The 19,225-nt window shown below is 56.6% G+C and carries 19 protein-coding genes; 6 read left to right on the forward strand and 13 right to left on the reverse strand.

What is annotated here, in order from left to right:
* From AC2FHW_RS13820 to AC2FHW_RS13855, 8 genes are all read right to left on the reverse strand, one after another.
* A complete protein-coding gene (locus AC2FHW_RS13820; RefSeq protein ID WP_496822078.1) occupies positions 1 to 1,800 on the reverse strand; it encodes an aminopeptidase P family protein in 1,800 nt (599 codons plus the stop codon).
* A complete protein-coding gene (locus tag AC2FHW_RS13825) occupies positions 1,793 to 2,788 on the reverse strand; it encodes an ABC transporter ATP-binding protein (protein WP_271950014.1) in 996 nt (331 codons plus the stop codon). The genes AC2FHW_RS13820 and AC2FHW_RS13825 overlap by 8 nt, the downstream gene beginning before the upstream one ends.
* On the reverse strand, positions 2,785 to 3,777 hold the full coding sequence (locus AC2FHW_RS13830; RefSeq protein ID WP_271950016.1) for an ABC transporter ATP-binding protein: 993 nt from the start codon (positions 3,775 to 3,777) through the stop codon (positions 2,785 to 2,787). Before AC2FHW_RS13830 ends, AC2FHW_RS13825 begins: the two co-directional genes overlap by 4 nt.
* A 2-nt stretch (positions 3,778 to 3,779) precedes the next feature.
* Entirely contained in the window at positions 3,780 to 4,637 is an 858-nt protein-coding gene (locus AC2FHW_RS13835) for an ABC transporter permease (protein ID WP_496822079.1), read from the reverse strand.
* Positions 4,634 to 5,575, reverse strand: coding sequence for an ABC transporter permease (locus tag AC2FHW_RS13840; RefSeq protein WP_142637818.1), 942 nt, complete (start codon positions 5,573 to 5,575; stop codon positions 4,634 to 4,636). The genes AC2FHW_RS13835 and AC2FHW_RS13840 overlap by 4 nt, the downstream gene beginning before the upstream one ends.
* 57 nt (positions 5,576 to 5,632) lie before the next feature.
* Positions 5,633 to 7,216 carry an ABC transporter substrate-binding protein gene (locus AC2FHW_RS13845; RefSeq protein WP_271950020.1) on the reverse strand — a complete coding sequence of 528 codons (1,584 nt, stop codon included), beginning with the start codon at positions 7,214 to 7,216 and terminating at the stop codon, positions 5,633 to 5,635.
* A 133-nt stretch (positions 7,217 to 7,349) separates the two neighbouring features.
* The gene (locus AC2FHW_RS13850; RefSeq protein ID WP_271950023.1) at positions 7,350 to 7,955 is read right to left on the reverse strand and encodes a helix-turn-helix domain-containing protein; all 606 of its coding nucleotides are present in this window, start codon (positions 7,953 to 7,955) and stop codon (positions 7,350 to 7,352) included.
* 158 nt (positions 7,956 to 8,113) lie between these two features.
* The gene (locus tag AC2FHW_RS13855) at positions 8,114 to 8,815 is read right to left on the reverse strand and encodes a GntR family transcriptional regulator (RefSeq protein ID WP_271950025.1); all 702 of its coding nucleotides are present in this window, start codon (positions 8,813 to 8,815) and stop codon (positions 8,114 to 8,116) included.
* Positions 8,816 to 9,070: 255 nt separating this feature from the next.
* Here AC2FHW_RS13855 and AC2FHW_RS13860 point away from each other — a divergent pair, with 255 nt between their 5' ends.
* From AC2FHW_RS13860 to AC2FHW_RS13880, 5 genes are all read left to right on the forward strand, one after another.
* A complete protein-coding gene (locus AC2FHW_RS13860) occupies positions 9,071 to 10,036 on the forward strand; it encodes a dihydrodipicolinate synthase family protein (protein ID WP_416383930.1) in 966 nt (321 codons plus the stop codon).
* Positions 10,037 to 10,045: 9 nt separating this feature from the next.
* The gene (locus tag AC2FHW_RS13865; protein ID WP_271950028.1) at positions 10,046 to 11,584 is read left to right on the forward strand and encodes an aldehyde dehydrogenase (NADP(+)); all 1,539 of its coding nucleotides are present in this window, start codon (positions 10,046 to 10,048) and stop codon (positions 11,582 to 11,584) included.
* 198 nt (positions 11,585 to 11,782) lie between these two features.
* A complete protein-coding gene (dctP, locus tag AC2FHW_RS13870; RefSeq protein ID WP_271950030.1) occupies positions 11,783 to 12,847 on the forward strand; it encodes a TRAP transporter substrate-binding protein DctP in 1,065 nt (354 codons plus the stop codon).
* Between the two features lie 65 nt (positions 12,848 to 12,912).
* Positions 12,913 to 13,452 (forward strand): TRAP transporter small permease subunit, encoded by a 540-nt coding sequence (locus AC2FHW_RS13875; protein WP_496729064.1) that lies wholly within the window; start codon positions 12,913 to 12,915, stop codon positions 13,450 to 13,452.
* A complete protein-coding gene (locus tag AC2FHW_RS13880) occupies positions 13,449 to 14,759 on the forward strand; it encodes a TRAP transporter large permease (RefSeq protein WP_142637833.1) in 1,311 nt (436 codons plus the stop codon). Before AC2FHW_RS13875 ends, AC2FHW_RS13880 begins: the two co-directional genes overlap by 4 nt.
* A 54-nt stretch (positions 14,760 to 14,813) precedes the next feature.
* Here AC2FHW_RS13880 and AC2FHW_RS13885 read toward each other — a convergent pair whose 3' ends face one another.
* On the reverse strand, positions 14,814 to 15,173 hold the full coding sequence (locus AC2FHW_RS13885; protein ID WP_496822081.1) for a winged helix-turn-helix transcriptional regulator: 360 nt from the start codon (positions 15,171 to 15,173) through the stop codon (positions 14,814 to 14,816).
* Between the two features lie 87 nt (positions 15,174 to 15,260).
* Here AC2FHW_RS13885 and AC2FHW_RS13890 point away from each other — a divergent pair, with 87 nt between their 5' ends.
* Positions 15,261 to 16,352 (forward strand): NAD(P)/FAD-dependent oxidoreductase, encoded by a 1,092-nt coding sequence (locus AC2FHW_RS13890; RefSeq protein WP_271950036.1) that lies wholly within the window; start codon positions 15,261 to 15,263, stop codon positions 16,350 to 16,352.
* A gap of 79 nt (positions 16,353 to 16,431) precedes the next feature.
* Here the strand turns inward: AC2FHW_RS13890 and AC2FHW_RS13895 are convergent, their stop codons facing one another.
* The 4 genes from AC2FHW_RS13895 to AC2FHW_RS13910 all read right to left on the reverse strand — a co-directional run bounded on the left by AC2FHW_RS13895 (position 16,432) and on the right by AC2FHW_RS13910 (position 18,530).
* Positions 16,432 to 16,785: a c-type cytochrome gene (locus AC2FHW_RS13895; protein ID WP_425472001.1), complete on the reverse strand. Its 354-nt coding sequence runs from the start codon at positions 16,783 to 16,785 to the stop codon at positions 16,432 to 16,434.
* Between the two features lie 92 nt (positions 16,786 to 16,877).
* Entirely contained in the window at positions 16,878 to 17,750 is an 873-nt protein-coding gene (locus AC2FHW_RS13900; protein WP_246097244.1) for a CopD family protein, read from the reverse strand.
* Entirely contained in the window at positions 17,747 to 18,088 is a 342-nt protein-coding gene (locus AC2FHW_RS13905) for a copper resistance CopC family protein (RefSeq protein WP_142637842.1), read from the reverse strand. The genes AC2FHW_RS13900 and AC2FHW_RS13905 overlap by 4 nt, the downstream gene beginning before the upstream one ends.
* A 10-nt stretch (positions 18,089 to 18,098) precedes the next feature.
* Positions 18,099 to 18,530 (reverse strand): c-type cytochrome, encoded by a 432-nt coding sequence (locus AC2FHW_RS13910; RefSeq protein ID WP_496822096.1) that lies wholly within the window; start codon positions 18,528 to 18,530, stop codon positions 18,099 to 18,101.
* Positions 18,531 to 19,225 lie beyond the last annotated feature (695 nt).

Raw genomic sequence — 19,225 nt, forward strand, 5'->3', positions numbered from 1 at the left:
TTATTTGGTCAGCGGTGCACAGGCCGTCTGGGCCCATCTAAGGGCCAGAGGCGAAAGATGCGGCCCGACCTGTCTGAGAACCTTGGCATGATAGTCATTGATCCAGTCAATTTCTGACTGATTCAGCATATCTGGCATCAACATATCCGTCTGGATCGGGATCCAGGTCATGTTCGAGAACTCCAGAAATCCGTCATCTGCCTCGACAATTTCGAACAGGTTTTCGATGCGAATGCCGAACCTGCCGGCCTCGTAATATCCCGGCTCGATCGACATAACCATGCCAGGCATCAGGTCGACCGGGTTGTAAGGTTTGCCAATGCGCTGCGGATGTTCATGGACAGACAACCGGTGGCCAATTCCATGACCCGTTCCGTGGTCATAATCCAATCCCAGATCCCACAGCGGGCGGCGACAGATTGCATCAATGTGATGGCCCTGTGTGCCTGCAGGAAAGCGCAGCGTGGCCAGAGCGTGAAAGGCCTTGAACACTGCGGTATAGGCCCGGTCATATCCATCAGGCCGCTGAGGCCCGAACGAAAAGCTGCGCGTGGCATCCGTTGTGCCGGTGTCGTACTGCCCCCCGGAATCCAGCAGGTATGTGCCCCGCGGTTGGATCGGAACGGTATTGTCGGCCTCGGTAGCGTAATGACACATCGCGGCATTGCCATCGGCGGCCGAGATTGTGTTGAAGCTTTCGTGGATGAACCCATCCTGAGCGCGGCGGAAGGCCAATACCCGCTGTTCTGCTTCACGCTCGGTCACCGGTTCAGCCTGTTTCTGTACCTGAGCCGCCAGCCAGGCGCAGAATTCGGTCCAGGCGATCCCGTCCCGCATATGGCAAGCGCGCAACCCTTCCAGTTCCGTTGTATTCTTGCGGGCTTTGGTTTTGCTTAACAATCCGTTGACCGGCACGCCCTTCGCTCCGGTACGCTCCAGCACTTGTTTGACCGCCGTCGGCGAAAAATCGGGGTCGAAAATCACAGCCTGGCCGGGCGCTGTGAGATCACTGAGTGTAGACAGAAAACCATCCGGCGCCTGAACCGAAACATTTTCCGGCATGTGGTCAGTGACATCGGCATCCAGTTTTTGGTCAGACACGAACCAGTGCACTTGGCCCGAGCTTTGCAACAGAAGGAAAGAGTTGGGAACAGGGTTGAAAGCCACGTCTGAGCCACGCACATTAAGCAGCCAGGCGATGTTGTCGGGCTGAGTTTCCACCAGCAAGCCGGCCTCTCGGCGTGTTAGCTCAGCGGCCAGATCCGAGATCTTATCACCCGCCGCCCGGCCCGAAAACTGAAGTGGAAATGGCTCGATCTGTCCTTGGGGGGCAGCGGGTTGGTCGGTCCAGATTGCATCGACCGGATTTGAAGCCGTCGCTACCATCGCGGCACCGCTGCCTTCCAGCCCGTGCTCAAATCGGTCAAACCAGACCGGCGGTAGGTGCATCGAGTCAAAGCCGATTTTCCATCCTTTCTGTGCAACGGCGGCCAGCCAGTATTCGGGCGGCTCGTTAAACAGATGATGGTGCGAGAAAACAGCCTCGGCACACTGGTTTGCAGCCTGCACCACATAGCGGCCATCGACAAATAAAGCGACAGTTTCGGGTGTGACGATGGCCATGCCTGCCGAGCCGCTGAAGCCAGTTACAAAGGCGAGGCGTTCATCATGAGGGGCAACATATTCGCCCTGATGTGCGTCGTAGCGGGGCACGATAAAGGCATCCAGACCTTGTGCTTTAAGCTCTGCGCGCAAGGCCGAAACAATCGCGGATCGGTCGGTTCCGGGGGCATCAAGCATCGGCATTTATCTCTTCAACATGGTGACAGGCGACCTCGCCACGATTTTCAAAAGGCATCAGGGCAGGCACTTTGGTTTCGCATATGTTGCTGGCGTGAGGGCACCGGACATGGAACGGACACCCTGAGGGCATGTTCAGTGGTGAAGGCAGCTCTCCGTCAAGCCGCTTGACGGCACCGCGGTTGTCGGGGTCCAGCGAAGGGGCGGCTGAAAGCAGAGCTTGGCTGTAAGGGTGGGAGGGGGCGGAAAACAAGGTTTCGCTGTCGCCGATTTCAACGATCCGCCCAAGGTAGATTACCGCGACCCGGTTTGAAACATGACGGACAAGCCGCAGGTCATGGGCCACAAACAGGATTGTCAGATCAAGTTCCCGCTGCAGGTCCAGCAACAGGTTTACCACCTGCGCCTGAACCGAAACATCTAGTGCCGAGACCAGTTCGTCCGCAATCAGAACTTCGGGTTCGACCGCCAATGCGCGCGCAATGGCGATCCGCTGACGCTGACCTCCGGAGAATTCGTGCGGCAGCTTGTCTTGCGCGTCCTTCGGAAGGCGGACCAGATCAAGCAACTCGGCCACACGGTCGGGAATTTCTGCTTCTGGGCGCATGTTGTGAACGCTCAGGGCTTCGGCCAGAATTTGCCCTGTCGTCATCCGGGGATTGAGCGATGAATAGGGGTCCTGGAACATCATCTGAACCCGGCGGTTATAGGTGCGGTCAGCTTTGATTTCGCCGTCGAATATGTCCTGACCTTCAAAGTGGATTGAACCGTCGCTGGGCTTATGAAGGCGCACGATACACCGGGCTAGTGTGGACTTTCCACACCCGGACTCTCCGACGACGCCCAGAGTTTCGCCCCGGGTCAGATCTAGGCTGACACCATTCAGCGCCCGTACTTCGCGACCAGGACGCCGCGAAATGACATCGCCGATGCTACGGCCCATTGGGAACCGCAGATGCAGGTCGCGGATTTGCATCAGGGCAGTCATGCGGCGTTCCCTTGGGTTTTGGTTATCGGGTTGAAACAGGCGACCTGTCTATGATCGGTGATCAGGGTCATCGCTGGGCGCTCTCGCGCGCAGGCGTCTATGCAGGCGGCACAGCGCGGTGCAAACGCGCATCCAGCAGGCAGGGCATCCAGTGCGGGCGGCACTCCGGGAACAGAATATAGCGGCGTGCGAGGAGCGATGTTTTCGGGCACAGACCGCATCAGACCCACAGTGTAGGGGTGATGCGGTGCCCGCAGCACATCGCGGACCGGCCCTTGTTCGACGATCCGCCCCGCATACATAACGGCCACGTTGTCGCAAGTCTGGGCAACCACGCCAAGATCATGGGTGACCAGCACAACCCCCATATCCATATCCTGCGCCAGTCGCAGGATCAGATCGAGGATCTGCGCCTGTATGGTCACGTCCAGTGCTGTGGTGGGTTCATCCGCCAGCAACAGTTTGGGTTCTGCGGCAAGCGCTATTGCGATCATGACCCGCTGGCGCATTCCGCCAGAAAATTGGTGAGGATAATCCTTCAAGCGTTGCGCTGCCGAGGGGATGCCGACAAGGTCCAGCATTTCGATTGCCCGATCCAAGCGCGCGGCGCGGGGCAGGTCGGTATGGGCGCGCAGGGTCTCTTCCAGTTGCAGTCCGACTGTCAGCAGTGGATTCAGCGAGGTCATCGGTTCCTGAAAAATCATCGCGATTTCGCGACCCTGAAACCGACGAAGAGCCCTGTCTGACATGGATATCAGATCACTTCCATTCCAGCGCACCTGACCGGTCACGTCGCCATAGCGGCGCGCCAGCCCCATGATCGAGCGCAACGTGACGCTCTTGCCCGACCCGCTTTCGCCGACCAGCCCCAAAACTTCACCCCGGTTTACGCCGAAACTGACATCGCGCAGCGCAGGCAGCGCGCGACCGTTCTTGTGAAAGGTTGTGCATAGCCCGGTTACTTCTAGAAGTTTCGTTTGGTCCTGCATCGCTATCCCCGCGGTCTCAGCAGATCGGCAAGCCCATCGCCCAAAAGCGAAAAGCCAAGGCCGGTCAGAACGATGGCGATGCCGGGCATCAGGCTCAGCCACCAGGCGGTCGAGATAAAGTTGCGCCCTTCGGCGATCAGCACGCCCCATTCGGCCTGCGGTGGTTGCGCCCCCAAACCAAGATAGCCCAGGGATGACCCCAGCAGGATCACCAGCGCCATGTCGGTCATCCAATAGACGATAACCGGCGTTATCGCGTTTGGCAGCAGGTGGCGAAAGATGATGCGCCGGTCAGAATAGCCCATGACCACCCCGGCCGAGGCATAGTCATTCCCCATTTGAGCGATCACCTCGGCCCGCATCAGGCGCGCATAATAGACCCAGTAAACAACTGAAATCGCGATATACATGTTGATCAGGCCCGGCCCTAGAACCGCAACCACGGCAATGACAAGAACCAGGAAAGGAAAGGTTATTACAGCGTCAACGATGCGGCCAAAGATCATGTCCGCGATGCCGCGATAATACCCGACCAGCGCGCCAACCGTTATACCGGTGACCAACGCGAATACAGTCCCGAAAATTGCCATCTGCATGTTGACCTGATAGGCCCAGATGACGCGGGATAGGCTGTCGCGCCCTAACAGATCTGTGCCGAACGGATGTGCCCAGGATGGTGGTTGGCGCAGGGCCTGATAGTCGATTGCGCTTGGGTCATAGGGCGCGAATACGCCGGGAAACAGGGCAAGCAGCACCGAAAACCCGATGATGATGCACCCGGCCACAAACCCAGGCTTGCGCAAGGCCCGCTGCATGAAGGTGGGGCGCTGCGGGGTGCTGTTGAAGGTCGCGTCACTCATTGCAGGCGCATCCTTGGGTCAAGGCGACTCTGAAACAGGTCGGTCATCAGGAAAACCACGGAAACCAGAACAGCAAATGTCAGGGTCAGCCCCTGAATCAGGGGGTAGTCGCGGGCAAAGATAGCCTCGAGCATCAGGCGCCCCATTCCGGGCACGGCGAATACGGTTTCGGTGACCAATGTCCCGCTCATCAGATTGCCGATGGACAGGCCCAGCAGGGTTACCGTCGAAATCAGCGCATTGCGCAGGACGTGGCGACCCAGAACCAAACGAGGAGGCAGGCCTTTGGCACGCGCGAACTGGACATATTCGGCGTCCAGAACCTCGATAATCGCGCTGCGCAGGTTCCGCATGATGATGGCCGAGGTGTAAAGCGCTACGGTCACTGAAGGCAGGAACAGGTGATAGAGCCGCTCGGTAAAGGTGTCGCCATATCCTCCGACCGGAAACAGGCGCAGCTGTGCTGCCAGAAAGGTCAACAGAACGAGGCCAATATAGAACACCGGCATCGACAGCCCGATCTGAAAGACGGTGCGGATCACAGCATCAGGCCAGCGCCCCCGGTTGAGCGCGGCAACAAAGGCCAGCGGACCGGCAATCAGCAGCGACAAAACCACCGAATACACGGTCAGGAAGACTGTGATAGGAAGCCGGTCAGAAATCACATTGATCACATCCGAGCGCATCAGGATGGACCGACCCAGATCGCCCTGCACGGTGTTGGTCAGGAACAGCCAGAATTGCACCAGCATAGGTTCGGTCAACCCAAGCCGTTCACGGATGGCCTGGATGTCGGCGTCCGAGGCACGATCACCGGCCATCGCAATGGCAGGGTCCCCCGGTAGCAATCGAACAAGAAGAAAAATAATGATCATGACCAGAAAAAAGGTCGGGATCATCATCAGGAGTCGTTTGAAGATATAGGACAGGCTGGACAAAGCGAGCTCCGCAAATTTGTCCCGCCGCCTGAAAGCGGCGGGACCAGGGGTCTTACCTTAGCGGCTGACGGTTGCTTGATCGAAGATATTGTTGCCCAGAGGGGTCTGGACATAGCCTTCGACAGCTGAGCCAACTGCAACGGCAAAGGGGGTCTCATACATGAACAGCAGGGGGGCTGCTTCGGCATAGAGCTCTTGCATTCGGGCGAATTTCGCTTTGCGCGCCTCGGCGTCCATTTCACCGGCGGCTTCGTCGAACAGGGTGTTAAACTCGGCGTTTTCCCAGCCGGTTCCTACTGCCTTGGCCGTGGGTGTGTGGCCCAGCCAGCCCACCACCTGACTGGGATCATTTACATCGTTGACCCAGCCATAGGTGTGAATGTCAAACTCACCTGATCGGTTCTTTGCGCCGCGTGTTGCGCCGTCCACTTGCTCGACCACAAGATCGACGCCCAGAGGAGCCCACATCTGCTGAAGCGCCGCAAAGATGGTTGCATCGTCCGCAGAACCTGCCAGCGTGGTAAAGGTGATTTCGGTTCCATCGGCAAACCCGGCCTCGGCCAACAATGCCTTGGCCTTGTCCACGTCATAGCCATAGAGCGGGGTCATGTCGGCGGCATATTGGGTAGCCTTGGCCATCAACGGCGAGCTCATCGGTTGACCCGCGCCATGCAGTACCAGCCCGATCAACGCTTCTTTGTTGGTGCCATAGTTCAGCGCCTGCCGGACGCGGGCGTCGGCCAGTGGGTTGGCAGAACCATCGGCTCGGTTATCGCGCGTATTGATTGGCGAATAGATGATCCGCGTGGACGGATAGAGGTTCATGTTGATGTTAGAATCCTGCTCCAGCTCGGCCACACGGCTGAACGGGATGAATTCTGCGGCATCAACTTCTCCGGCCTGCAAACTCAGAATGCGGGTAGCGTCATCCGGGATGATCTCAAAATGTACGGCATCCAGATACGGCAGAGCTTTGCCGTCTGCGCCCATGCGCCAATAGTTTTCATTGGCGCAGAAATCCATCGATGCACCTTGTTCAAAGCCACACAGATAGAAGGGGCCAGAGCCTACTCCGGCGGCTGTGGCGGCAAATATCGCAGCGGATTTTTCCTGATCTGTTGCACCTTCTGCGGCCTCAAAGGCCGCTTTGGACACGATTGCCGTGTTGAATGTGGCCAGCATGGACAGGATGGTTGGATCCGGGCTGCCAAGGGCAACCGTGATCGCGTTTCCATCTGCGGTAACCGCGTCGATCGAACCCAGCAAGCCAGCCCAGGGGCTCAGGTCGGGATTGCGCGCTCGGTCGAGGGAAAAGACTACGTCGTCACCTGACATGGGCGTACCGTTTGCGAATTTGATCCCCTCGCGCAGGGTCAGCGAAACCGTTTTACCATCGTCAGAGACTGTATAGGTCTCAGCAAGGCCGGGTTCGACGGAATTGCCGTCGGCACTGCTCCGCAGCAGGGTGTCGAACAGGCTGCCGACCATCCAGATATCAGGGTTGCGATCCGCATAGATCGGATCAATCAGGCGCGACCCGTCATAGCGTGCAAAGTTGAGTGTGCCGCCTCTTTCCTGTGCCAAAGCAGGCATGGCCAGGGTAGCGGCAACGGTTAGTCCCAAAACCGTCTTCAATTTCATAATCAGTCCTCCCGCAGAATGAATCCATGCTCGGGGCGACCATATCCGATTCTTAACAATACTAAAGCTTTTTTTAGTGGTGGGTGAAAAATGGCCAAATGTATTTAGGCTGACCTCTGTTCGGTTGGTCAATTTAACTTGCCACAAAGCCGGAATCATTGATCGGAGAGGTTGTTACCCAAAGCTCTACGGCTTCTACGTCCCCCAATACGACTGAGAAATGGCGGGTAGATGTGTCGTGGTGAACGACGTCACCTGGCGACATAATGAAAACCTTGTCACCAAGGTGATATTCAAGCCGTCCCGAGATCAGATAGCAAAACGCCTCGCCCTCATGCCGCATCTTTTCGGAAACGTGCCCCGGGGGGCGATGAACGATCTGTGGGTTGAACAATGCACCGGTAAAACCAGGGCCCAGCTTCTCATAAAACCTGCCCCGCATACCCAGGGAGTATGTCTGGCGGTTGTCCTTTGCCACATATTCGCTGAACACCTCGGGTACGCTGAGCAGCTTTTCGATGCTGGTTTGAAGTGCCGCGGCAATCGCCATCAGCGAGGTCAGCGAGGGTGAGCTCAGGCCGCGCTCGACCTGAGACAGAAAGCCCGTTGTCAGATCAGAGGTCTGTGCGACCTTGTCCAAAGTCAGGCCCATCGCCTTGCGCCGCCTGCGAATTGCCTGCCCCAACTCGGTCGGCGTGCCCTTCGGCTTTGATTTGTCGCGCGCGTTTGCTGCGGTCATTCCCTGTCTCCCGGAATCGTGGGTTGCCGCGCATTCAACCGGATCGCAGAGGAAATATCAAAATTTTTTTAGCAGAGGTAAATTTATTTGGGAAGATTCGGGTGTAAACCTTCAAACCCCTCAATTTTTCCAACGGCTTAGTATCTAGCGAAACAGAATCAGAGTTTGATTGAGTGACGCCGATCCGCCGAGATCATGTCGCGGATGTTCTGGACGATTTGTTCCGCATGGGCGCTCGCCAATCGGTCGGCCTCGGTGATGTCCTGGGCCGCTATAGCTGCGATTATGTCGTCATGTTCCAGGGAATACCGATCCGGTAACCGATCCCCAAAAGACGAATAATAGGGCCGCATGATCCGTTGCCCTTCGTTCAGCAATCTGCGCGTCAGGCTTTCGTAATATGGGTTGCGCCCTGCTTTGGCGATTGTATTATGAAGCTCTGCATTTTTTGCGATCATGGTCAGAACGTCATTTTTGGCAGCTGCATCCGAAAATTCCTGCTGCCGCATGCGAATGTCGCACAGATCCTGGTCCGTTCGGTATTCGGCGGCCAGCCGGGTTGTAACGCGATACATCAGGGTCATCGCATCAAAGAATGTGTGAAGATTCAAAAAGTCTATGGGCGCCACGATGCTCGCGCGGTTCGGCAGTGTCGCCACCAACCCTTCCGACGTCAGCCTGACAAGGGCTTCACGGATCGGGGTGCGCGACATCGAGAACCGCTCGCTCAGCTTGGCCTCGTCTATGGCGCTGCCGGGCGCAAGGGCGAGGTCGATGATTTCGTCCCGCAGGGTTTCATAGACGAACTGAACGCCTGATCCACGTTTGCGGCCGGCTTCGACCGGCTTTCGTTTTTCCATGTCAGAGCATTCCCTAGCCGCTGGATCGCGGTCCATCTGCGTTCGCACATCAATTTTGCCACACGTACCGGTGCTAAGTCGAGTGTTAATCCCAGCCAAAAACCAGTTGTTTTTCACGTATTTTAGGGCCTTATTCCTTCTTGTCGAAAATTTGTCGACAAATAAAATATTTAAAGTAGACTGACGGCAAGATTACACGAATCCCTAACCCGGTGGGGCATTCCACCGGCCCGGCAAAAAAATACGGAGACCCAAATCGTGAACCCGAATGTCTTTTCCGGATGCATCCCGGCCCTGATGACGCCCTGTCGCGCGGATCGCAGTCCTGACTTTGAGGCGCTTGTGCGTAAAGGTCTTGAGCTGATCGAGACGGGCATGTCCGCGGTTGTCTATTGTGGCTCGATGGGTGATTGGCCCCTTTTGACCGATGCGCAACGTATGCAGGGCGTCGAGGCGTTGGTCGGGGCTGGTATCCCGGTGATCGTGGGAACAGGCGCGATCAATTCGGCCTTGGCAATCCAGCATGCCGCACACGCGCAGAAAGTGGGCGCCAGCGGCTTGATGGTCATTCCACGTGTACTGTCACGCGGCGCGTCCATGACTGCGCAGCGGCACCACTTCAAAGGCATTCTGGCCGCGGCACCGGATCTTCCCGCAGTGATCTACAACAGCCCTTATTACGGATTTACCACCCGTGCGGACCTGTTCTTTGATCTGCGCAAGGACCACCCGAACCTGATCGGTTACAAGGAATTCGGCGGCGCCGAAGATCTGCGCTATGCGTCCGAAAACATCACCAGCGGTGATGACAATGTTTCCCTGATGGTCGGCGTGGATACCGCAGTGTTCCACGGAATCGTGAATTGTGGCGCAACCGGCGCCATCACTGGGATCGGGAATGTGCTGCCCGATGAGATTCTGCATCTGGTGGATTTGTGTCAGGCGGCGGCCAAGGGCGATGCCAACGCGCGTGCCCGGGCGTTGGAGCTTGAGGCGGCTTTGGGCGTTTTGTCGTCCTTCGACGAAGGCACCGATCTTGTGCTCTACTACAAACACTTGATGGTTATGACGGGTCATCCCGAATACACGCATCATTTCAACGAAACAGATGCCCTTACTGACAGCCAGCGCGGCTATGTTGAACAACAGTTCAGACTGTTCCGTACCTGGTACGAGAACTGGACTAGTCAGGCCGATTCTTCGGCGCAAAATGCAGCGTGAGGATTGGGTATGTCGTTGAATAATGGATATGTTTTTCGCGGTCAGCACTTGATTGGCGGTCAGTGGGTTGGAGCTGATGAAAGCATTGCCTCCAGCCCCGTCTCGGGTGAGGGGAGCAACTTTGCTGCGGGAACGCCTGAGTTGGTTGATCAGGCCTGTACCCTAGCCGAGGCCGCCTTTGGAGATTACGCCAATCGCAGCCGAGCGGATCGGGCCAAGTTCCTGAATGCTATCGCGGATGAGATCGAGGCCCGTGCCGAGGCCATCACCAGCATTGGCAGTGCAGAAACCGGTCTGCCTGAGATGCGTCTTCAGGGCGAGCGGGGACGCACGGTTGGTCAGTTGCGCATGTTTGCCGAATTCGTCCAGGATGGTGCGTATCTAGAGCGCCGCCATGATCTGGCGATGCCGGATCGCCAACCCGCCCCACGTCCTGACATCAAGATGATGCAGCGCCCGGTTGGCCCGGTGGCTGTTTTTGGCGCCTCGAACTTCCCCTTGGCATTTTCGGTTGCCGGAGGTGACACCGCATCGGCACTGGCCGCAGGTTGCCCGGTCGTGGTCAAAGGCCACCCCGCCCATCCGGGCACCGGCGAAATCGTCGCTGATGCCATCCACGCGGCGGCCAGGGCGACCGGTATGCCCGACGGCGTATTCTCATTGGTGCAAGGTGGGGACCGCAGCATCGGAGAAGCATTGGTAAAGCATCCGGCAATCCGTGCCGTGGGCTTTACCGGTGGGCTGGCCGGAGGCAGGGCGCTGTTTGACCTCTGCTCAACCCGCCCAGACCCGATCCCGTTCTTTGGTGAATTGGGCTCGGTCAATCCGATGTTTGTTCTTCCAAACGCTATGGCCGCCAGAGGTGAAGAGATCGGCAAAGCCTGGGCGGGGTCGATGACCATGGGGGCAGGGCAGTTTTGCACCAATCCGGGCGTTGCCGTGATGATCACAGGCGATGATGCTGACCAATTTATCGATGCTGCTGCGAGTGCTCTGAGTACAGTGCCATCACAGACCATGCTGACCGATGGGATTGCCGAGGCATTTCGATCCGGCCAATCGCATTTGGCCGAACATCCCGCCGTGCGCACGATCCATCAAGGTTCCACTGCAGGCCGTTCAGCTGAACCGGCGCTATTCGAAACCGATGCCGAAGCGTTTCTGGCTGATCCCAGCCTCAGCGAAGAAGTGTTTGGGCCCGCATCGCTGATTGTGCGCGTCGGCTCGGAAAAAGAGATGGTTACCTTGTCAGCCCAGCTGGACGGGCAACTTACCGCCACGATCCAGATGGATGACAGCGACACTGCGCTGGCGCAGCAACTCTTCCCGATTCTGGAGCGCAAGGCCGGGCGGTTGCTGTTCAACGGCTTCCCAACCGGGGTCGAGGTGGTGGGGTCCATGGTCCATGGGGGGCCTTATCCTGCCAGCACGAATTTCGGCGCAACAAGCGTCGGCACAATGGCCATCCGCCGTTGGCTGCGACCCGTAGCATATCAGAACATGCCCGCCGCACTCAGCCCCGAAGATCTGGAAGGCTCGACGCAATAAGCGGTGAACCACAGGGCAGAGGCTAGAAATTTCCTCGGCCATATCAAAGGCTTTGGCCCCGGTGAACGGGGCCGGGCAGGGACACCAAGATCGGCTGTTCCGTATCATCCGCAACACTCTGCCATAGAAGCAGATCACCGGAAATTCCGCGTCATTCGACGTGCAAAATCGGGCTTTGGCCCATAACAGGAGGACAAGATGAAACTCTTCTCGAACTTTGCCGCCCTGGCGGTAACAGCCACGCTTGCAATGCCCGCAAGCGCCGCAGAAATTGAATGGAAGATGACCGCAGCGATTGGTGAAGGTTCATTCTTTTACCAGAACTTCATGGAACGATTTGCGGCTAATGTGGACACACTGACCGCGGGGCGCATGCATGTCCAACCTTTTGGCGCGGGCGTTCTGGCCCCGGCCTTCAAGGCGTATGAAGTAGTTCAGGACGGCATCGTCGAAGCCGGACATTCCACGCCGTCTTATCTGGTAAACCAGGACCCGACCAATGCCGTTTTCGCCAGCTTCCCCGGTGGCATGTCCGGCGAGGCGACCCTGCACTGGATCTATGAAGGCGGCGGTGAGCAGATGCTGCAGGATTTCCGCCGCGAAGAAATGGGTCTGCACACGCTGGTCGTTGGGGTCGGTACGTCCGAAGTGATGGCGCATTCGAACGTCAAGATCGAAACAACCAGCGATCTGAAGGGCGTCAAATACCGGACCTCGGGCGCATGGGCCGCTGTTCTACAGGAAAGCTTTGGCGGCGTTCCGACGGTTGTCCCGGGAAATGAAATCTACACTTTGCTGCAGCGCAAGGGTGTGGACGCGGTCGAATGGTCGACACCAGGAGGCAATATCTCTGAAGGTTTCCACGAGGTTGCGCCCTATATGATCATGCCCGGCGTGCATCAGCCGTCCTTCCTGTGGGAAGTCTTCGTCAAACAGGAAACCTGGGATGCTCTGCCCGAGGATATCAAGCTTCAGGTTACCGCAGCGGCCAAGCTGACAACATACGAAAGCTTCACACATTTCGGTCACGCAGACATTCAAGCCATGGCTGCATTCCGCGACACCAAAGTTGAAATCATCAACATGGTACCAGCGGAATCCGAAAAGATTCGTGCCGCCGGGCGCGATTGGGCACGTAGCCAGGCTGCCAAAAAAGCCGAAGACGGAAGCGCCCGGATGCAAGAGGTTCTGGACAGCTACCTCGCCTATCAAGCGAACTGGGCCGAGAATTCGGGTTATTTGGTTCGCGACAGCGCCGAATAGGCTCTGCCCTGACATTGGTTGGATGACCGGATATTCGTGCCGGTCATCCGTTTCCGGGGACATACATGACCAATATTCTCAGAGGCATCGACGCGATTGCCGGGGCGCTGGCCCTGCTGGGTCGATGCGTAATTTTTGCCCTGATCGTGGCAATGCTGTACGAGGTTGTTGCTCGCTATGCGTTTGGTGCGCCGACGCTTTGGGCGTTTGATATCTCGTACATGCTGAACGGTTCGGTTTTTCTGCTTGGGGCGGCTTATGCCCTGCGCTGTGACGTGCATGTCAGAATCGACTTTCTGTCTCAGCGTATGCCGATGCGGGCGCAGCAGCTGTTGAACGGTGCTGTCTTTCTGTTGGTCATGACACCGATCACGACCATCTTTGCCTGGGTTGCAAGCAAAAAAGCCTGGAAAGCACTGATCACCGGAGAGGTCGAAAGCGTCAGCCCCTGGGCGCCGGTTGTCTGGCCGTTTTACACGGTCATCGCCGTTGGTCTGGCGGCCTTGGCGCTGCAATTCCTGGCTGAGGCGATCAAGTTGCTTTCGGGGCGCAAGAACCCTGGTGAGGCGCCCGGCGAACTGGACGGCATGGAAGAAAACCAATGACACCATTACTGATGTTTGCAGCCCTTTTTGTGCTGGTCTTTGCCGGAGTGCCGGTGGCCTTTTCGCTCATCATCATCTCCGTCGCCTTTGGCTACATGGTGTTCGGTGAGCTGATCTTTTTGCAGCTTTATGGTCCGCTGCTTCATACGGCTTCGAATTTCGTACTGGCAGCAATCCCTCTGTTCATTTTCATGGGGGCGATACTTGAGCGTTCGGGGATCGCGAAACGTCTGTTCTTTGCATTGCAGTTGTGGCTGGGCGGCTTGCCCGGTGGATTGGCGCTGTCGACGATTGCAATGTGCGCAGTTTTCGCCGCCGCATCCGGTGTTGTAGGTGCGGTCGAGATAGTTGTGGGGTTGATGGCCATCCCAGCCATGACCAAAGCGGGTTATCGTAATGACCTCATCGCGGGAACAATCTGTGCAGGGGGCTCACTGGGGACAATAATTCCACCCTCGGTCATTGTGGTCGTCTATGCGTCGATTGCGCAGCTGTCGATTGGCAAGCTGTTTGCCGCATCTATCCTGCCCGGCTTGCTGATGGTGGTGTTCTTCGTGATTTATATTTTGGTGCGCAGCATGGTCCGACCTGCTGACGCTCCTCCGTTGCCACAGGCAGAGCGCGCGATGCCAACCGGCCGTAAGATGAAGGTGACGTTGACAGCATTGTTGCCCCCGCTGGCATTGATTGTCCTGGTGCTGGGCTCGCTTCTGGCCGGTGTTGCCTCGGCTACCGAAGCTGCCGCAGTCGGGGCCGCCGGTACGATCCTGCTGGCTTTGATGTTTCGGGAACTAAACCTGAAACTGATGTCCGAGGCACTGAATGTGACCCTGCGCATCACCGCTATGATCATGTTGATCGTGGCCGGAGGCACGATGTTCACCAGCATCTTTGCGGTCACCGGAGGCGGACAGCTGGTGCGCGATACCGTTGCCGGGATCGGGTATGGCAATGCCGGTATCATCGCATTCTTTTTGTTGGTGGTCTTTTTCGCGGGCTTTGTACTGGACTGGGTGTCGATCGTTCTGATTTTCATTCCGATCTTTGCCCCGATCGTGAAATCCGCCGGAATCGATCCGATCTGGTTTGCCATGATGGTTCTAGTGGTGATTCAGACTTCGTATCTGACACCGCCAATGGCACCGTCGATTTTCTATCTTCGCTCAATCGCTCCGCGTGACATGAGCTATGGGCAGATGTATCGCGGCGTGTTGCCCTTTGTAGGGGCGCAAATGCTGGTTCTTTTGGTTATCATCCTGATCCCCGAAGTGGCGACATGGTTGCCAGAGATATTGGTCGGGCTTTGACATAGATCTTGGTCTTGCCCCTTCAGATGCCTGGCCCCTGTTCAATGGGCTAGGTCATCGCCCTAGTTGTTTCGAAAGATCTTTCGGTTCCGGTAACTTGTCCGCATTCTGCGCCGCCCATTGATGCATCTCATACAGCAGTGGAAGCAGGCTTTGACCCAGAGGTGTGAGGCTGTATTCGACATGCGGCGGTATGGTCTTGAAGTCTTTGCGAGAGACAAAGCCCGTCGTCCGCAACTCGGTCAGCTGGCGCGTCAACGTTCGATGCGTGATGCGTCCGAGGTTTCGCTGAAGCTGGTTGAACCGGCAGTCCCCCTGCGAAAGCCAGTAGATGATCAACAGGTTCCATCGACCTGAGATCGCTGAGATCAATGCTTCGATCTGACAATGATCCTCTAACTCATCATGTTTCAAGGCAGTATCCTATATGACCGTACTTGTTCGTGTGAACGTGCATTTTTAGATAGGGGTCAGAACGTTATGCCGCAACGGGGGGACCCTATGGCGAAGAAGAAAATTGTGATCATTGGCGGGGGCTATGTCGGGTTTGAAGTTGCCCGGGAACTGGACGCTTGCGCGGACGTCACCCTGATTGAGCAACGCGAAGCGTTCGTGCATCCGCCTGCAGCGATCCGCGCGCTGGTTGAACCCGCCTTGCTGGACCAGCTCATCCTGCCATACGACAATCTGCTTCAATCGGGTAAGGTCGTGCGCGGGCGCGCCGTTTCGGTCTCTGAAACCGAGGTCACTTTGGAATCTGGAGCTGTCTTTCCGGCGGACTATATCCTGATCGCCACCGGATCATCCTATGCAGCGCCGTTCAAGCCGTCGGGTGACAGCATTGCGGATTTTCAGCAAGCGAGCAAAGACGTCAGCGCGCAATTGGCCAAAGCGAATTCAGTTGTGATCGTAGGGGCAGGCGCTGTCGGGACAGAGCTTGCGGGCGAAACCGCCTCGGCACATCCGGGTAAATCCATCACCCTGGTTTCGTCGGATGATACCTTGTTTCCCAAGTACCCGGCCAAGCTAGGCGCGCAGCTCAAAGGTAAGTTGGAACGGCTGGGCGTCACTGTCATTCTCGGCCAGAGGGCGCAGGATTTACGCCATTTGGATCGGCCCTACGAAGGATCCGTGAGCTTGACCGACGGTAGAGTGATTGCGGCAGATCTTATATTTCCGGTGGTTGGATCGAAACCCCAATCGTCTTTGGTTCAAAGCCTTCCGGGCGTGTCGGCTGATGCATTGGGTAGGGTCAAAACCGACAAATGGTTGCGACCGTCAAGCTATCCGAATGTCTTCGTCGGCGGTGACATTGCCGACATTGGCGACGGAATGACAATCGTAGCAACGGCACGGCAGAATCCGTGGCTGATCAAAACGCTTAAGAAAGTAATCGAGGGCGCACCCGTTGAAAGTCAGAAACCCTACGCGCCCTGGAAAAAAGCACCCATTCTGGTGCCCCTTGGGCCGGTCATCGGCAGCAGCTGGCTTTTTGTGACAGTGGGTGACTGGATCACACGCAAGATAAAGGGGAAAGATATTTTCATTCCCAAATATCGAAAGGCTTTTGGGATTTCGAGCTCCGGAAAATAGTTCCTCCTGAACATTGCGATTTGCCAACGTTCAGGCATCCCACACAGATGATGTCTCTGACATTCGTGTTGGCCTGCCTCTAGTCGTGTGCGAGGTTGCGACTGGCTTGTGCCTGCTGAATATCTTTCGGCCATGTGGAACGGATATAAGCCAGAACATCCCATATGCCGTCATCAGTCAAAGTGCCTTCGAAACCCGGCATGCCACTGTTGAAATTCTTGACGCCGCGTGCGGCCAGTGTCTTTGCACCGCCGAATTTGGTGTAGTCAAACAAAAGCAGGCTATCATGGTGCCATGTGTGCCCGGTCACGTCATGTGGTGGCGCAGGCATCACACCGTCTTCACCCGGTGTTTGCCAGTTGGGTTGGCCTTCCAGGTTAACGCCGTGGCACGCGGCGCATTGATCTACGTAGAGCCTCTGTCCATTCGCCACGTCTCTGTCTGTAAACGTATGATCCGCGGCAACGCTGGAATAAACGCTGCATAGGACCAATATAAATAAGTGCCTGGTCATCTCCACCCACCTCAATTCGGAAGCGTCAGAACGGTTGTTAGTGTCGCCGTAGTTGTCAGCACCGCCAGAACGATCAGCGCCTCAACTTCGATGGAACGGGCGAGGTGCTGCGCCGCCTTGGTATCTCCGTCTAGCATTGCCGGAACAAATCGAAGCTTGTTCGCGGCGGCTAGGATCAATAGCAGCCCTACAAATAGTACTTTGAGCAACAGGGCCTGCCCATAACCAGTGGAGATGAGCGCTCGGAGATCACCAACAAGCAACCAAGCCATCCAGAAACCTGCGACGATCAATGCGGGTACCATCAGTGCCGCAGCTTGGCCAAACCTATGCCCAAGTGCAGCAGCGTCTGCAATTTGCTCAGGTTGAAGAGCCATACTCCGCAGCGGGCTGAAGATGCCTACCCAGAAAGCTACACAGATCAGGTGTGCTAGTAACAAGAGTTGGGTACCAAAATTCTCTAGATCCGATAGGTGCCCGATCTGTGCAAAGGACCACAGAGCCATCGTGCCACCCACAAGTGCGATCCCTAAACCAAAGCGCGGAACAGACAATCCGACAAGGATCATTGCTGCGCCTATCACTCGAAGAACAAATACATCGCCTACGGAAGTCTGCCAGAGTAATCCAAGCATTTCGGGGTCGACCAGCCCATCCGCTCCGCCTGTCAGGAGGGCACCACTAAGCATGAATCCCAGTGCCGTCGCGATGAGGGCAAGCCACGCCAAGGCCATGGATTGGCGTTTCATCGCCAGGCTTATCGGTGTGACCAAGCTGGAATAGAGACACTTAACGATCACAAGGCCAGTGGCCCCCGCAAAGCCGATATAGAGTGCTAGCTTTGCGAGGATTGCAGCAATTCCCCAGATGTCTGGCATGCTCATTCCACAGTAAAGGTAAACGCGCCCTGCATAGCATGACCATCCTCACCTAAACCGCGCCACTCGATGACATAGGTGCCCGCGCCATTGCCTGGCAGTGGAATTTTGAACTTCTGAGCAAATCTTGCCTGGTCGCCTAGATCCAGTCGTACTGCCCCGTGTTCTTCATGTGCCATCTCTATCCGGGTCAACCGGATGTCTTTCGAGAAATTGAGGCCAATTTCAGCGGGCACAATCGTTACTGTGGTTCCATCTGCAGGTGTTGTTTCTGTGGCCTTGGAATGCGCCAGCGCAAAATTGGGGAGCGCGGCCAAGAGTATAAGCGTTACAATCTTCTTCATGGGGCTATCCTCAATTTATTCCGTTGGCGCGCTGGATTTCGCGAATGTAGGCGATCACCATAGCGACGTCACCTCGCGTCAAGCCGTCGACGGGTGGCATGTCTCCAAACTGCCAATGGTGACTTCTTACACCCTGTGAAACCGCCCTCTGAAACGCTTCATCAGCGTGGTGACTAGGTTCGTATATCTTGTGGATCAGTGGCGGTCCTGCGCCGTCAATTCCGACCGCATTGACACCGTGGCAAGTGGCACAGGAGGCATCAAAGACCCGCTGGCCGATTGCTGCATTGCCCTCAATAGGCGGCATCTGAATTGCGACTAGGCCGTCTCTTGAAACTGCCGCCTGGGGGCTGGCTTCTTCGATTGGGTCTGAACGAAAAACTATGAAAGCGGCAACAGCCGAGACGACGCAAGCGCCGATTAACACGTGACTTTTCTTCATGGGTTGAACCTGACTTTGTAGAAGCTGGAAGTGCTGCGGCACATCGCAAACAGCCGCAAGGGCCGGTCACTTAGGCGCGCGCGGATTTTGGCAGCTTCAAAGGTCAGGGGGTCTGTAGGGGCTATCTGGTTCAGTCAACTTGGATTGGAATCCAATCTGGAACTCTCGGTCAAGCTGATATTGATTCCACACGACTTGGCTGTTCTGCGAGATCAGTACGACGGCTTGGCAAAGCGAAGGGTTACACTCTCCGGTTCCGGCATTATCCGTGTCGTGATGGCTGCTTTGGGCCGAGATGTCAGGGATGCTTTTCACCGCGGCGGAGTGTCCCGCCGATTGCATATGGTCCCCGCAGTGAAGCCCGACGCAGGCATGAGACTCGCCACCAAATCCGGCCAGAATGACCAGAAGACTCGTCAATAGCGCAAATGTGTTTCGTCGGATGACCATGATTCCGGACGCTAATGCAGCGGAACACACAAGACAACGCCTGCAGCTTCATTATGCCCCACGCCGTTCTAAAGGAAATTACGACGCTGATTTTCGTGATGGGGCATTCCCCGCTCTTGTCCGGCGCGCGATTCTCATCAAATGCAGAGAGTCCGGGTCTATTTTGATTTCTATCAGTCGGGCCTAGCAACTGATTAGCGGCCAAACGGCAACACAGGTCGCAACATTGTCAACGCGCAGAATCT

Source organism: Ruegeria sp. YTSA108, assembly GCF_059610185.1.